At 70.9% G+C, this 14853-nt stretch carries 13 protein-coding genes; 10 read left to right on the plus strand and 3 right to left on the minus strand.

Features of this window, described 5'->3' with window-relative positions; all coding sequences use genetic code 11:
• Positions 1–5 precede the first annotated feature (5 nt).
• The 3 genes from G6N10_RS01115 (at position 6) to G6N10_RS01125 (ending at position 4434) form a co-directional block, all read left to right on the plus strand.
• Positions 6–1109 carry a cystathionine gamma-lyase gene (locus G6N10_RS01115; protein ID WP_109750427.1) on the plus strand — a complete coding sequence of 368 codons (1104 nt, stop codon included), beginning with the start codon at positions 6–8 and terminating at the stop codon, positions 1107–1109.
• A gap of 38 nt (positions 1110–1147) precedes the next feature.
• A complete protein-coding gene (locus G6N10_RS01120; RefSeq protein WP_085093657.1) occupies positions 1148–2257 on the plus strand; it encodes a D-alanine--D-alanine ligase family protein in 1110 nt (369 codons plus the stop codon).
• 356 nt (positions 2258–2613) lie between these two features.
• Positions 2614–4434, plus strand: a complete 1821-nt coding sequence (locus G6N10_RS01125; RefSeq protein ID WP_085093659.1) for a hypothetical protein — start codon at positions 2614–2616, stop codon at positions 4432–4434.
• A 67-nt stretch (positions 4435–4501) separates the two neighbouring features.
• Here G6N10_RS01125 and G6N10_RS01130 read toward each other — a convergent pair whose 3' ends face one another.
• The gene (locus G6N10_RS01130) at positions 4502–5068 is read right to left on the minus strand and encodes a DUF3515 domain-containing protein (RefSeq protein ID WP_085093661.1); all 567 of its coding nucleotides are present in this window, start codon (positions 5066–5068) and stop codon (positions 4502–4504) included.
• Positions 5069–5160: 92 nt separating this feature from the next.
• Between G6N10_RS01130 and G6N10_RS01135 the strand changes: the two genes are divergently transcribed.
• On the plus strand, positions 5161–6123 hold the full coding sequence (locus G6N10_RS01135) for a thiamine-phosphate kinase (protein WP_085093663.1): 963 nt from the start codon (positions 5161–5163) through the stop codon (positions 6121–6123).
• Positions 6124–6171: 48 nt separating this feature from the next.
• Complete coding sequence (locus tag G6N10_RS01140) at positions 6172–6858, plus strand: uracil-DNA glycosylase (protein ID WP_085093886.1); 687 nt, start codon at positions 6172–6174, stop codon at positions 6856–6858.
• 84 nt (positions 6859–6942) lie between these two features.
• Here G6N10_RS01140 and rpmB read toward each other — a convergent pair whose 3' ends face one another.
• Positions 6943–7137 (minus strand): 50S ribosomal protein L28, encoded by a 195-nt coding sequence (gene rpmB / locus G6N10_RS01145; protein ID WP_085093665.1) that lies wholly within the window; start codon positions 7135–7137, stop codon positions 6943–6945.
• Positions 7138–7308: 171 nt separating this feature from the next.
• Here rpmB and G6N10_RS01150 point away from each other — a divergent pair, with 171 nt between their 5' ends.
• The 3 genes from G6N10_RS01150 to G6N10_RS01160 are packed head-to-tail and all read left to right on the plus strand — an operon-like array spanning position 7309 to position 11947.
• Positions 7309–8979, plus strand: coding sequence for a fatty acid kinase ATP-binding subunit FakA (locus G6N10_RS01150; RefSeq protein ID WP_085093667.1), 1671 nt, complete (start codon positions 7309–7311; stop codon positions 8977–8979).
• Positions 8979–11240, plus strand: a complete 2262-nt coding sequence (gene recG, locus G6N10_RS01155; protein ID WP_085093669.1) for an ATP-dependent DNA helicase RecG — start codon at positions 8979–8981, stop codon at positions 11238–11240. The genes G6N10_RS01150 and recG overlap by 1 nt, the downstream gene beginning before the upstream one ends.
• On the plus strand, positions 11237–11947 hold the full coding sequence (locus G6N10_RS01160; RefSeq protein WP_085093671.1) for an HNH endonuclease family protein: 711 nt from the start codon (positions 11237–11239) through the stop codon (positions 11945–11947). Before recG ends, G6N10_RS01160 begins: the two co-directional genes overlap by 4 nt.
• A gap of 2 nt (positions 11948–11949) precedes the next feature.
• Here G6N10_RS01160 and G6N10_RS01165 read toward each other — a convergent pair whose 3' ends face one another.
• Entirely contained in the window at positions 11950–12786 is an 837-nt protein-coding gene (locus tag G6N10_RS01165; protein WP_085093673.1) for an aldo/keto reductase, read from the minus strand.
• Between the two features lie 119 nt (positions 12787–12905).
• On the opposite strand from G6N10_RS01165, the gene G6N10_RS01170 reads away from it, so the two are divergent.
• Together G6N10_RS01170 and G6N10_RS01175 are read left to right on the plus strand one after the other, a co-directional pair.
• The gene (locus tag G6N10_RS01170) at positions 12906–13997 is read left to right on the plus strand and encodes an alpha/beta hydrolase (RefSeq protein ID WP_179962803.1); all 1092 of its coding nucleotides are present in this window, start codon (positions 12906–12908) and stop codon (positions 13995–13997) included.
• A gap of 69 nt (positions 13998–14066) precedes the next feature.
• The gene (locus G6N10_RS01175) at positions 14067–14852 is read left to right on the plus strand and encodes a DsbA family protein (RefSeq protein WP_085093677.1); all 786 of its coding nucleotides are present in this window, start codon (positions 14067–14069) and stop codon (positions 14850–14852) included.
• The last annotated feature ends 1 nt before the right edge of the window (position 14853 follow it).

A 14853-nucleotide genomic window follows, 5' to 3' on the forward strand; every position in this document is an offset into this window, starting at 1 on the left:
GCACGCTGCCGCGCCGCTACGGCGACTCCACCCGAACGCTGAAGGCGGCCACCCCGCCGGCGCAGCCGGGACGGCCGGTGGCCCCGGGCCCGGTGCCGGTGTCGGCGTACCACCTGTCCGCCGACGAATCCGCCGAGCTGGACACCTACGGCCGGGCGTCCAACCCGACCTGGCGGCAGCTGGAGGCCGGCATCGCCGAGCTCGAGGGTGCAGCCGAGGCGCTGGTGTTTGGATCCGGGATGGCCGCGGTGACGGCCGCGCTGCGGGTCCTGGTCCGGCCCGGCAGTGTGCTCGTCGTGCCGGCCGACGGCTATTACCAGGTCCGCCGCTTCGCCGCGGAATCGCTTGCTCCACTGGGGGTTACCGTCGTCGAGGCCGATCACGCGGAAATCTTCGAGGCGGCCGAGCGGGCCGATGTGGTGCTCGCCGAGACCCCGGTGAACCCGACCCTGGACGTCGTCGACCTGCACCGGCTGGCGAGGCTGTGCCGCGGCCGCGGTGCGCGCCTGATCGTCGACAACACCGCGGCCACCCCGCTGGCGCAGCAGCCGCTGGCCTGCGGCGCGGACCTGGTGGTGGCCAGCGCGACGAAGGCGCTGTCGGGCCACAGCGACCTGCTCGGCGGTTACCTGGCGGCCAGTCGGGGTGAACTGATGGCCGCCCTGGCGCGGGAACGGCTGCTGACCGGTGCGGTGCTCGGCGCGTTCGACACCTGGCTGCTGCTGCGCAGCCTGGCCGGCGCCGGACTGCGCTACGGACGTCAGTGTGCCAACGCCCAGGCGCTGGCCACCATGCTGACCGGGCACCCGGCGGTGCGGTCGGTGCGTTACCCGGGCCTGCCCGATCATCCCGGTCACTCGGTGGCGTGCGCGCAGATGCAGCATTTCGGTTCGCTGGTGTCGGTCGAACTGGCCGACGCCGCCGCCGTGCACGCACTGGTGGCCCGCAGCGACCTGCTGGTGGCCTCGACCAGCTTCGGTGGCATGCACACCTCGGTCGACCGTCGGGCCCGGTGGGGTGATCCGGTCGGCGACGGGTTCGCCCGGATCTCGCTGGGCATCGAGGACACCGACGACCTGCTGGCCGATTTCGGCCGCGCACTGGGCTGAACCGGGCTCGAGCACGGTCACGGTAGCCTGTTTGTCTTGTGAGCGCCGAGAACCGTATTCGTGTTGCCGTTGTGTTCGGTGGGCGCAGCTCTGAGCACGCCATTTCCTGTGTGTCGGCGGGCAGCATTCTGCGGAATCTGGACCCCGCGCGGTTCGAGGTGATTCCGGTGGGGATCACCCCGGCGGGTTGCTGGGTGCTCAGCACCGCGACCGCGGAGAAGCTGGCGATCGTCGACGGGCAGCTGCCGGAGGTGACCACCGATTCGGGTACCGCGCTGATGCTGGCGGCCGACCCGACCCGCCGCGGCGAGTTGCTGTCGGTGGGCCGCGATCCCGGGGCGGTGCTGGCGTCGGTGGATGTGGTGTTTCCGGTGTTGCACGGCCCGTATGGCGAGGACGGCACCATCCAGGGATTGCTGGAGTTGGCCGGGGTCCCGTATGTGGGGGCCGGGGTGTTGGCCAGTGCGGCCGGGATGGACAAGGAGTTCACCAAGAAGCTCCTTGCGGCCGACGGGCTGCCGATCGGTGACTACGTGGTGCTGCGCCCGGACCGGGCGGCGCTCAGCGACGCCGAGGTCGCGCGGTTGGGATTCCCGATGTTCGTCAAACCCGCGCGCGGCGGATCGTCGATCGGGGTGTCGCGGGTGACCGACGCCGCCGGGTTGGCCGCGGCGATCGCCGAGGCTCGTGCCCATGACCCGAAGGTCATCGTGGAGGCGGCGGTGATCGGCCGCGAGGTGGAGTGCGGGGTGCTGGAGTTCCCGGACGGGCGCCTGGGGGCCAGCGCGCTCGGGGAGATCCGGGTCGCCGCCGACGGCGGGCCCGCCGACGGCTTCTACGACTTCGCCACCAAGTACCTGGTGGATGCCGCCGAACTCGATGTGCCCGCCGACGTCGAGCCGGCGATGGCCGATCGGATTCGGGAGTTGGCGATCCGGGCGTTCCGGGCGATCGACGGACAGGGTCTGGCCCGGGTGGATTTCTTCCTCACCGCCGACGGCCCGGTGATCAACGAGATCAACACCATGCCCGGGTTCACCACCATCTCGATGTACCCGCGGATGTGGGCCGCCAGCGGTGTCGACTACCCCGCTCTGCTCGCCGCGATGGTCGACACCGCCGTCGCCCGCGGCACCGGACTGCGCTGAGACGACACGCCGGGTTGGGCCGGCGATAAGTTTCCCGGCGCCGGTCGGTCTTAGTTGGCTTCGACGGCGCCGATCCGGCCCTTTCGGGCTTTCCGGCGGTATCGGCGCTGAGTTTTCGACAATTTCGGTCTCGTTGATTATGTTGTGCGACAACGTATTACCCGTTTGAACCCGGGACGTATCCGAAAACGTAGGCCCCCGCGGCGGGGCCTGATCTGCTTGCATCACGAAGAAGTTTGCTGCGCGGTCGCGCGTGGGAGTAAGGCTAGGCGTACCTATTGTTTCTCAGGTAATCCTAAGCTAACTTTCAGCGTCGTCACCATCCCGTGACATCGAATCGAGACGAGGAGATCTCAGTGCAGCATGCACTCCAGACCGGGGCCGACGACGGCTCCGGTCCCGCCGTTCCGCGGGCGCTCAGCCGCAAGAGAAGGCTCGCCGTCGCGGGCGTGGCCGCCATCGGCGCGAGCGCCATCGCGATCACCCCGGTCGCCGCGGGCCCGAACCTGGTGGCCGCACAGCATCGTGACGTGGCCCTGACGGCCGGCTACACGCCCAACCCGCTGGTGACGGATTCCCCGCTGGATGTCTACGGCGGCATCCTCGGCATCACCGGCGAGAACCTGACCGGGCTCGGCGAGTCCTTCATGGCCAATCCGTTCCCGCTGCTCAGCCAGGTCGCCGCGAACCAGTTGGGCTACGCCGACCGGATCGGTACCGCCTTCGAGAAGATCCAGACCAACATGGACGGCTTCTTCGCCGAGGGCACGGTCAAGCCGGGCCAGGCCGAGCACGACGAGAACGGCTACCTGATCAAGGGGAACCGGGTGGGCGCCGGCAACGGCTACGTCTACGGCACCAACGCGATGATCGCCCTGCAGAAGGGCGACATCTTCCGGGCCTACCAAGAGTTCAACGCCTTGGTGCTGTACAGCAACACGGTTGCGACAACCCAACTCGGCGGCCTGATCATGGACACCACCGTCACCACCAAGTGGTACAACGCCCCCGACGGTGCGCTGACCACGGACGCCGTGCACTATAAGGATGCCGCCGGCAACGTGGTTGCAGCGGACACCGATGGCGCGCAGGCGGTGCCCAACACCGTTGCGACACTGGCGGACGGCACTCCGTACACGACGACGAGCACCAACCGTGGCATCCCCGGTCAGCTGGTGCAGAACGTCTCCAACGCGTTCAGCGCGCTGGCGAACAAGACGAACATCCAGTCCGGGCTGTTCTACTCGAGCTTCGCGGCGTTTGCCGGCGTGCCCTACGAGGTCTCCCGCAACGTCGCCGAACTGGTCCAGGCCATTCAGGCCGGCGAGCCCGAGACGGCGATCAACGTGCTGGTCAACAGCCCGGGGATGACGATCAATGCCCTGTTCAACGGGTTCGATTACTCGGCTACCGACAAGGAAACGTGCACCGGCGGCAATGCCTGCGTCCCGGTGGTTTCGTGGCCCGGGCTGTTTGCGCCGCTCGGCGCGCCCAAGTCCGATGGCAAGACCCCGCAGCATCCCGGCGGCCTGATCTACCAGGCGCTGACCGGGATGGGACTGTCGGTGGGCAAGGCAATCGACAATGATCCCGAGACCGAGCGGTCGCTGTTCTCCGGGCTGAATGCGTCCAGCCTGACCTCGGGCCTGAACCTCAAATCCCTGACCCCGGGCGGCAACGCCAAGGTCGAGGTCGCCAAGGTTGAGGGCGCCAAGGACGAGGTCGGCAAGGATGAGCTCGTCACCAAGGTCGACGAGGCGGGCAACAGCAAGGGCAACGACACCGCCGTGACGACCCTGCGGTCCACGACCGACACTCCTGAGGCGGCGGTTTCTGCTCCCGAGCGCGTCGTCGACGCCAAGAAGGAGCTGAGCGACACCGCCGCGGAGGCCAAGGACGCCACGGACGCCGTGACCAAGACGGTCTCCAAGTCCGAGCAGCGCAGGGCCAAGGCGCAGGAGCGGATCGCCAAGGTCAACGACCGGATCACCACCTCGATCCAGAAGGTCACCGACGGGGTCAAGAAGGCGACCGGCCTGACCAAGTCCACCAAGAGCGAGTCCACCAAGAGCGAGTCCTCCGGCAGCAGCAAGGATTCGGGCGGCGGCTCGAGCAGCGGCGGCTCCTCGGGCGGCTCAAGCAAGGGCGGCTCGAGCAGCGGCGGCTCGGACAGTTAGTTCTCGCCGCAAACCAGCACCGGGCCCCCTCCCTGGCGGAGGGGGCCCGGTCTGCGGGCGGGGGCGCTCAGCGCGGCGGGCCCGGATCGATCGGCCGGGCCGGCAGCGACTCGGCGATCGCCACCGACAGCTGCTGGATCGGGCCGGGACCCGAGCCGTCGGGCAGGGTGAGCGCGATGTACACCGGGCGATCGACCGCGAACCAGCTCACCAGCCCGGCGTCGGCGACCCGAAACCACTGCACATCATTGACCACCTGCAGCGGCACGCCGACCACGAAATCGCCGGGGCGGTCCAGCCCGCAGCGCATGATGACCGGGAGCTGGCCGGTGTCGCTGCGCCAGGCCAGCACCCCGGCCGGGGCCGGCTCCAGAATCTCCGCGCGCCGGTAGTCGTCGAGCGACTGCGGCGCGGCGGCGAGCAGTTCCGTGCAGTCGGCGGAGCCGGCCTGCGGCGCGGGCAGCGTGGCCACCGGCACCGGCCCCTGGCTGGGCTGCCGATTCAGCGCGATCACGATGATGGTCAGGACCGCCGCCACCCCCAGCACCAGCGCGATCGCGACCACCGGGCGCGGCGGTCCGTCGGCGGGCTCGACGAGCGGCTTCGCCGGGGTGGACTCGTCGTCGTCGGTCATCGCTGTCTCCTCGCCCGTGCAGTGCGATACTCGGACCCGTCGGCCCGGGTGCTGAAGCAACCTACCGCAGGCCACCCCGACCAGGAGGTGACGTGACCGAAGGCCCGACCCTCGGCGAACTCGGCGAATTCGCCGTCATCGACGCCATCACCGCCGGTCGGCGGCACGGCGATGCGGTGCGAGTTGGGCCCGGTGACGACGCCGCGGTGCTCGACGCCCCCGACGGCCGGGTCGTCGCCTCCACCGACATGCTGGTGCAGGGCCGGCACTTCCGGCTGGACTGGTCGAGTCCCGAACAGGTCGGGCGCAAGGCGATCGCGCAGAACGCCGCGGACATCGAGGCGATGGGCGCGGTGCCCACCGGGTTCCTGGTCGCCTTCGGCGCCCCCGTCGACACCCCCGCCAGCGCGGTCACCGCGCTGTCCGACGGGTTGTCCGCCGAGGCCGCCCGGGCCGGGGCGTCGATCATCGGCGGCGACCTGGTGGCCAGCCCGCAGTGGACGGTTTCGGTGACCGCCCTCGGCGACCTGGCCGGACGGCCCGCGGTGCTGCGGTCGGGGGCGAGCGCCGGGGACGTCGTCGCGGTGGCCGGCGAGCTGGGCCGATCCGGCGCCGGCTACGCGCTGCTGGACGCCGGCGCCGCCGAGCCCGCGCTGGCCGCGCTGGTGGACCGCCACCTGGTCCCGCAGCCGCCCTACGGTCAGGGTGCCCGCGCGGCGCGGGCCGGGGCGACGGCGATGACCGACGTCTCCGACGGGCTGATCATCGATCTGCGCCAACTGGCGGCGGCCTCCGGCGTAGGGATCGACCTGCACACCGCGCGACTGGCGGCCGACCGCGACGCCCTGACGGCGGCCGCGGTGGCGCTGGGCGCCGACCCGTGGGCGTGGATCTTCGGCGGGGGAGAGGACCACGCGCTGGTGGCCTGCTTCCCGGCCGCCGCGGTCCTACCGCAGGGCTGGCGGCTGATCGGGGCGGTCACCGCCGAGCACGACGGGGTCACCGTTGACGGCGGCGGGTGGACCGGCCGGCCGGGCTGGGACTCGTTCGGCTGAGTTCACCGACGGTAGGTTGAGCGGGTGAGCGAACCCGCTGCGACATCGGTGACGTCCGGACCGCGACCGCTGGCCGAGTTGATCGACCCGGGCTGGGCGTCGGCGCTGGCCCCGGTCGGCGACCGCGTCGCCGAGCTGGGCACGTTTCTGCGCGGCGAACTCGGTCAGGGCCGCGGCTATCTGCCTGCGGGGGAGAACGTGTTGCGGGCGTTCACCTTTCCCTTCGACGCGGTCCGGGTGCTGATCGTCGGACAGGACCCCTACCCGACCCCGGGGCACGCCATGGGCCTGAGCTTCTCGGTCGCCCCCGAGGTACAACCGCTGCCGCGCAGCCTGGTGAACATCTTCACCGAGTACAGCGCGGACCTGGGGCTGCCGAAGCCGTCCAACGGGGATCTGACGCCGTGGGCCCGACGCGGGGTGATGCTGCTCAACAGGGTGCTGACGGTCAGCCCGGGCACCCCGGCCTCGCATCGCGGCAAGGGCTGGGAGGCGGTCACTGAGTGCGCGATCCGGGCGCTGGCCGAGCGCCCGGCGCCCTACGTCGCGATCCTGTGGGGCCGCGATGCCGGCACCCTCAAACCGATGCTCGGGCCGCGCTGCGCGGTGATCGAGTCCCCACACCCGTCGCCGCTGTCGGCCTCCCGCGGGTTCTTCGGTTCCCGCCCGTTCAGCCGGGCCAACGCCCTGCTGCGCGAGGCCGGCGCCGAACCGGTGGACTGGCAGCTGCCCTAGCCGGGGGAGGGACGCGAAAAGCGCCCCACCACCGCGAACGGTGAGGGGGCGCTGATGCGCTGGGATCGCCCGGGAAGGACGACCTCAGCCGCGCAGGACCTTGCCGGCCTTGATGCAGGAGGTGCAGGCGTTGACGCGCTTCTTGTTGCCGCCCGGGCGGTCAACCGAGTGCACGACCTGGATGTTCGGGTTCCAGCGCCGGTTGGTGCGCCGGTGCGAGTGGGACACCGACTTGCCGAAGCCGGGGCTCTTTCCGCAGATGTCGCAGACGGCAGCCATGTGTAGCACTCCTCGAAGTCGATACTTGGGGGCCAACAACCTGCTCGGGTGGCCCGACAACCTGACCAGAATAGGTGAGGATGTGGAAAAGGCCAAAATCCGGAGTCGGGGATGTCGGGGCGGGTGGCTAGGCTGGGCCGACAACCGATCGGATTGGGAGGCGGCGCGGGCATGTCGGAACGTCGGCTCGACGGCACGGTGCTGCGGCAGTGGGCACACGCCAGCGTCGGCGACCTGATCGGCCACGCCGACGAGATCAATCGGCTCAACGTCTTCCCGGTCGCCGACTCCGACACCGGCACGAACATGCTGTTCACCATGCGTGCCGCGGTCGCCGAGGTCGACGCGCAGGCCCCGGCCGGTGACGTGGTGGCGGTGTCGGGGGCGCTGGCCGCCGGGGCGCTGCGCGGCGCCCGCGGTAATTCCGGGGTGATCCTGTCCCAGATCTTGCGCGGCCTTGCCGAGGTCACCGCGGCGCGGGCGGCGGGCCCAGACGGGTCGGGCGCCATCGATTCCGCGGGTCTGGCAGCTGCGCTGCGCCACGCGGTGGCGACAGTGGTGGCCGCGATGGGTGGCGAGGTGATCGACGGGACCGTCGTCTCGGTCCTGCAGGCCGCCGCCGCGGCCGCCGAGGCCGGCGCCGACGACAGCCTGCCGGTGACCCTGGCAGCCGTTGCCGAGGCCGCCGCGGTTGCCCTCGATCGCACCCCCGAACAGCTCGCGGTGCTGGCCGAGGCCGGTGTCGTCGACGCCGGCGGCCGCGGACTGCTGGTGTTGCTCGACGCGCTGCGGGCGGCCGTCACCGGCCACCCGCCGGTGCCGCGGCCGCGCTATCAGCCGAACCCGCCGGCGGGCCGGCCGGACCCGTGCCCGGCGCCCGCTGCGGACCCGCTTCCGGTGCCCGGGCCGCCCGCCTTTGAGGTGATGTACACCCTGAGCGGCATGCCCGCCGCGGCCGGGCCCGGCCTGCGCCGGAGCCTGGAGGATCTCGCCGACTCCGTCGTCATCGCTGCCGAGGGCGCCGGGCCCGGCGGCGACCACTCCGTGCACGTGCACACCGATGACGCCGGCGCGGCGATCGAGGCAGGCCTGGCCCTCGGCACGCTGTCGCGGATCCGGATCGCCGCGCTCAGTGGCCCGGGCTCCGAGGTCGCCCCGGCCGGCTGGGCGCGGGACCGCGCGGTGCTCGCCGTGGTCGATGGCGACGGTGCCGAGGGACTGTTCGGTGCCGAGGGCGCGGTGGTGCTGCGACCCGAACGCACCGCCGACGGCCCGTTCGTCAGCGCCCACCAGCTGCTGCGCGCCGTCGTGGACACCGGCGCGGCCAAGGTGATGGTGCTGCCCAACGGCTACATCGCGGTGGAGGAACTCGTCGCGGGCTGCACGGCGGCCATCGGCTGGGGCATCGACGTGGTGCCGCTGCCGACCGGCTCGATGGTGCAGGGGCTGGCCGCCCTCGCCGTGCACGATCCGGCACGCCGCGCCGTCGACGACGGCTACGCGATGGCCCAGGCGGCCGGCGCCACCCGGTACGGGTCGGTGCGCCGGGCCACCGAGGATGCGCTGACCTGGGTCGGTCCCTGCCACGTCGGAGACGGCCTGGGCATCGCCGGCGACGAGGTGCTCGTCGTCCGCCACGACATCGGTGCGGCCGCCCGGGGACTGGTCGACCTGATGCTCGCCGGCGGCGGCGAACTGGTCACCGTGCTGCTCGGCGACGGCGTCGACGACGAGGTCGGGGACGCGCTGGCCGACCACGTCGGCCGGCATCACCTGGGCGCCGAGCTGGTCTGCTACCGGACCGGGCACCATGGCGACGCGGTCCTGGTGGGGGTCGAATAGTGGCCGGACTCGATGACCGGCTCGACTACGTGCTCGGGGCCAAGGCGGCCGAACCGCTGGAGCAGCACTTCGGTATCCGCACCGTCAACGACCTGCTGCGGCATTACCCGCGCAAGTACATCCAGGGCTCCACCGTGCTCAGCGAGGACGACCGGCCGCCGCAGGAGGGCGACCACGTCACGTTCGTCGAGACCATCACCGGGGTCAGCGCGCGGTGGACCAACCGCAAACCGGCGAAGATGTATCTCGTGGTCAACCTCGGCTACCGCGAACCGAAACTGACCGCGACGTTCTTCAACGCGAACTATACGAAGAACCTGCTGGCCGAGGGTGCCAAGGTGATGATCTCCGGGGAGATCAAGAAGTTTCGGGGCGACCTGCAGCTGACCCACCCGCATTTCCTGATCCTGGAATCACCCAACGGGCAGGAGGGCAAGGGCAGCCGCGCGATGGTGCGGTTGTCGGCGGCGGCCAAGGACGCCGACGGGGTCACTGGGCTCGACGCGTTCCGGCGTGATTCGCTGCCGATCTATTCCGCGGCCGCCAAACTGCAGAGCTGGGACATCTATCTGTGCGTGCGCCAGGTGCTCGCGGTGCTCGACCCGGTCGAGGATCCGCTGCCGGACTGGGTTGTGCGGCGCTTCGATCTGATGTCCGAGGACGAGGCGCTGCGCGCGATCCACCTGGCCGAGAACGCGATCGAGCGGGATCGCGCCATCCACCGGATCCGGTTCGACGAGTCCGTCGGCCTGCAGTGGGCGCTGGCCCGGCGCCGGTACGGCGAGCTCTCCGAGAGTGGCCCCGCGGCGCCGCTGAAGGACTCCGGGGTCCGGGCGGACCTGTTGTCCCGGTTGCCCTTCCAGCTCACCGATGGGCAGTTGGAGGTGCTCGATGTGATCTCCACCGAGCTGGCCGCCACCCGGCCGATGAGCCGGATGCTGCAGGGCGAGGTGGGCTCGGGCAAGACGGTCGTCGCGCTGCTGGGGATGGCGCAGCTGGTCGATGCGGGCTATCAGTGCGCGTTGCTCGCGCCGACCGAGGTGCTGGCCGAACAGCACGCCCGGTCGATGCGCAACATGCTGGGGCCATTGGCGATGGCCGGCCAGCTCGGCGGCGCCGAGCACGCCACCCGGGTGGCGCTGCTGACCGGCTCGATGACCGCGGCGCAGAAACGCGAGGTGCGCGAGGAGATTTCGTCCGGGCAGGCCGGCATCGTGATCGGCACTCACGCGCTGCTGCAGGACGCGGTGGAGTTCGCCCAGCTCGGGATGGTCGTCGTCGACGAGCAGCACCGGTTCGGCGTCGAACAGCGAGATACCCTGCGCGCCAAGGCCACCGGCGGGATCAGCCCGCACCTGCTGGTGATGACCGCCACCCCGATCCCGCGGACCATCGCGCTGACGGTGTACGGCGACCTGGCCATCTCGACGCTGCGCGAGCTGCCCAAGGGGCGCCAGCCCATCACCACCAAGGTCATCTTCTCCAAGGTCAAGCGGTCCTGGCTGGACCGCGCCTGGGAGCGGATCCGCGAGGAGGTCGAGCGGGGCCGGCAGGCCTACGTGGTGGCACCGCGGATCGATGAGGACGACGACGCCCGCCATCCCGACGACGGCGACACCGACGCACCGAAGGACCGCGAGGGCGCCCGCCAGGCCACCGCGGTGCTGCCGCTGTATGAGCGGCTGGGGATCCGGGAACTGCGCGGCCTGCGGCTGGGGCTGATGCACGGCAAGCTCAGCGGCGAGGAGAAGGACGCCGTGATGACCGCCTTCCGCGCCGGCGAGGTGGACGTGCTGGTCTGCACCACGGTGATCGAGGTCGGGGTCGACGTGCCGAACGCCACCGTCATGGTGGTGCTCGACGCCGACTGGTTCGGCATCAGCCAGCTGCACCAGCTGCGCGGGCGGATCGGCCGCGGCGAGCACGCCAGCCTGTGCCTGTTGGAGACCAAGCTGCCGCCGACGTCGCGGGCCGGGCGGCGGCTGGAGGCGGTCGCCGACACCCTCGACGGCTTCGCCCTGGCCGACCTGGATCTGGCCGAGCGGCGCGAAGGTGACGTGCTGGGCCGCGACCAGTCCGGGCAGGGGATGGGGCTGCGGCTGCTCTCGCTGCTGGAGCACCGGGAGATCATCGAGACCGCACGGCTGCTCTGCGATGAGATCGTCGCCGACGACCCCACCCTGTCCAACCATCCCGGAATGGACCGGCTGGCCGCGCACTTCGTCGAACACGAACGCATCGAATACCTGGACAAGTCATGAAGCCCGCGGTGCGGCTCTGGCTGATCCTCGCCACCGTGCTGGCCGTCGTGGTGGCGGTGCAGGTGGTGCTCGCCGCCAACAAGCGATCGGCGTCGTTCGCGGCCGAGGCCGACGTTCCGACGGTGACCGCGGGCACCGACGTACTGGCCGGCATCACCGTGCTGCCGCAGCGGATTCGTGGTTACGACTACCGGCGCGCCGCCTACGGGCAGGCCTGGACCGACGAAAACGACGCACCCGGCGGCCACAACGGCTGCGACACCCGCAACGACATCCTCAATCGCGACCTGGTCGACAAGACCTACACGGCCATCAAACGCTGCCCGGACGCCGTCGCCACCGGGGTGCTGCACGACCCCTACACCAACGCCACCGTCGACTTCACCCGCGGCGCGAAGGTCGGGCAGGCGGTGCAGATCGACCACATCGTCCCGCTGGCCTACGCCTGGGACATGGGTGCCCGGGACTGGCCGGAGGGACTGCGGGTGCGGTTCGCCAACGACCCGGCCAACCTGCTGGCGGTGCAGGGCCAGGCCAACCAGGACAAGGGCGATCTGCCGCCCGGCCGGTGGATGCCGCCCAACCGCGCGTTCTGGTGCCAGTACGCCATGCAGTTCATCGAGGTGCTGCGCGGTTACCGACTCCCCGTCGACCAGCCGTCCGCGGACGCGCTGCGGGAGGCGGCCGCGACCTGCCCGGCCGGCTGAACTCAGGGACCGGTGTAGCTGACCGGGTCCGGGCGGTACCGGGTGCCGTCGCTCAGCGCGGTGATCCGGTCCATCTCCGCCTCGCTCAACTCGAAGTCGAACACCGCGAAGTTCTGCTCGATCCGCTCGGCGGACACCGACCGGGGGATCACCACGTTGCCCAGCTGCAGGTTCCACCGCAGCGCGACCTGCGCCGGGGTCCGGCCGTGGTCGGCGGCGATGGCGGTCAGCACCGCATTGTCGAGCAGCTGGCCCACACCCAGCGGGCTGTAGGCCTCGGTGACGATGCCGCGTTCGGCGTGCAGCGCGCGCAGCTCGGACTGGTTGAGCAGCGGGTGCAGCTCGATCTGGTTCACCGCGGGCACCGTGTAGACCAACTTGATGACCTTGGACAGGTACTCGGCGGTGAAGTTCGCGACGCCGACCGATCGGGTCAGCTGCTGGCTGCGCATCCCCAGCAGGCCGGCGAAGCTGTCGACGTACTTGCCGTTTGCGGCGGCCGGCCAGTGCACCAGGTACAGGTCCAGGTAGTCCAGGCCGAGGGCGTCCAAACTGGCTTTGCAGCCGTCCTGGGAACTCTGAAAGCCCTGGTCGGCGTTGGCCAGCTTCGAGGTGATGAACAGCTCTTCCCGCGCAATCCCGGACGCCGCGATGGCGCGGCCGACGCCGGCCTCGTTGTGGTAGGAGGCCGCGGTGTCGATCAGCCGGTAGCCGTGTTCGAGCGCGGCCGACACCGCCCGCTCGGCCTCGGATTCCGACAGCCCGCCGACGCCCAGGCCGAGAACCGGCATGGTGTTGCCGTCGTTGAGCTCGATGCGTGCAGCCGTCGTTCCCGACATGTCACCCCACCTGCGATTGACCGGACGCCGACCGGCTGGACACGCGGATCGGCCTGACGATCAGACTTTAGTGACCGGATTCACCCCGGCGCTGGCCGGTGCCGATACGGTCGGTAACTGTGACGATCTCCCTGAGGCCGCGACGCCGGCTGCCCGAGCCGATTCTGCGGGTGGCGAATCGGGCGCTCCCGTCGATCCTGCGCACCGTCCCCGCGCCGCTCAAGCGGTTGGGCTCCGGTGGCCGGGCCGTGGTCATCGACGGCAACACCCTGGATCCGACACTGCAGGCGTTCTTGGCCGGCTACCGGATCAGCGGCCACCAGGGCCTGGTCATCGACGACGACGTGGCCGCCAGCCGGCGCGGCGTGCACGACGCCACCGTCAAGTTCGCCGGCGGCCCCGACTCCGGGGTGACCAGCACCGAGGTGACCATTCCCGGCCCGGCCGGTCCGATCGCCGCTCGGCATTACCGGCCCGCCGACCCCGGCCCGGACCCGCGGCCCCTGCTGGTCGCGTTCCATGGCGGGGGCTGGGTACTGGGCAGCCTGGACGGCTGGGACGGCAGCTACCGGCTGATCTGCCACGACGCCGACGTCGACGTGTTGTCCATCGACTACCGGCTGGCCCCCGAACACCAGGCGCCCGCCGCCGTCGACGACTGCTACGCCGCCTACCTGTGGGCGGTCGCGCACGCCGACGAGCTCGGCGCGGACCCCGCCCGGATCGCCGTCGGCGGCGACAGTGCCGGGGGCTGCCTGGCCACCGTGGTGTCCCGGCAGGCGCGCGACAACGGCGACCCGCTGCCCGCGCTGCAGCTGCTGCTCTACCCGGTGACCGACGCCACCGCGACCACCCGCTCCCGCGGCCTGTTCGGGTCCGGCTTCCTGCTCACCGCCCTGGACATCGACTTCTTCATGGACTGCTACCTGGGCGGATCGTCGGTGTCGCCGACCGACATCCGGGTCTCGCCGCTGCGGGCCGAGGACCTCTCCGGGCTGCCGCCCGCACTGGTGATCACCGCCGGGTTCGACCCGCTGCGCGACGAGGGCGAGGCCTACGCGCAGCGGCTGCGCGAGGCGGGGGTGCCGGTCGATCAGCGTCGCTACGGCTCGATGATCCACGCGTTCGTCAACTTCAACGGATTCGGCGGCGGCGTCAGCCGCGCCATCGCCGACGTCAACTCTGCGCTGCGGGCCCACCTGAGCCGCTGACCCTCCGGGTACCCTGGAGCTGCCCTCACCTAGGGCCCCCCTTCCGCCGAGCACGAGGATTTCCCGCCAGTGGCAGCCAAATCGAAGAAGAACGCGAAGTACGACCTGCGCTCCGCGGAGAGCAAGCGTGACATGTGGGTGAAGATCGGCCTGACCGGGCTGGTCGTCGTCTTCGCCGTGGCGTTGGTCGGCTACATCCTGGTCAACGGCGAGCGGCAGCGGGCCGCCGGTGAGGTGGTGGCCATTCGGGCGGTGAGCCCCACCGTCATCACTGCCGAGGGCAGCTCCGATCCGAAGGCCGTCATCTCGGTGTACGAGGACTTCCACTGCCCGCACTGCGGTGCATTCGAGAAGAGCCTCGGTTCCACGCTGGGCAAGATCGTGGACAGCGGTGCGGCGGCCGTCGACTACTACCCGGTGTCGATCATGGACCAGGCCTCCAGCACGCGCTTTTCCACCCGGGCTGCCAACGCCGCGTTCTGCGTGGCCGCCGAGGACACCACCCCGACCAAGGAGGCGTTCCAACGCTTCCACGCCGCGCTGTTCGCCCAGCAGCCCGCCGAAGGCGCCGCGGCGACCCCGGACGACAAGGCGCTGATCGAGCTGGCCCGCCAGGCCGGCGTCGTCGGCAAGGTGCCCGAGTGCATCAATGCGGGCCGCAACAACGACATGGTCCAGGGGCTGGCCCGGGCGGCCGGCATCACCGGCACCCCGACCATCCGGATCAACGGCGAGGATGTCGCGGTCAGCGACAAGAACGGCATGTTCCTGAGCCCGGACGAGTTCATCGCCAAGATCACCGACATCGTGGGCGACGTCCCGGGCCTGCAGGCCGCGGCCAAGCCGGCCTCGTGAC

Source organism: Mycolicibacterium fallax, from assembly GCF_010726955.1.
GTDB classification, from domain to species: Bacteria; Actinomycetota; Actinomycetes; order Mycobacteriales; family Mycobacteriaceae; genus Mycobacterium; species Mycobacterium fallax.

Excerpts from the sequence above, each read along its gene's own strand:
- G6N10_RS01150 (WP_085093667.1), top strand. The coding sequence starts at position 7,309 with ATGTCGGAACGTCGGCTCGACGGCACGGTGCTGCGGCAGTGGGCACAC.
- rpmB (WP_085093665.1), bottom strand. The coding sequence starts at position 7,137 with ATGGCTGCCGTCTGCGACATCTGCGGAAAGAGCCCCGGCTTCGGCAAG.
- G6N10_RS01165 (WP_085093673.1), bottom strand. The coding sequence starts at position 12,786 with ATGTCGGGAACGACGGCTGCACGCATCGAGCTCAACGACGGCAACACC.
- G6N10_RS01160 (WP_085093671.1), top strand. The coding sequence starts at position 11,237 with ATGAAGCCCGCGGTGCGGCTCTGGCTGATCCTCGCCACCGTGCTGGCC.
- G6N10_RS01130 (WP_085093661.1), bottom strand. The coding sequence starts at position 5,068 with ATGACCGACGACGACGAGTCCACCCCGGCGAAGCCGCTCGTCGAGCCC.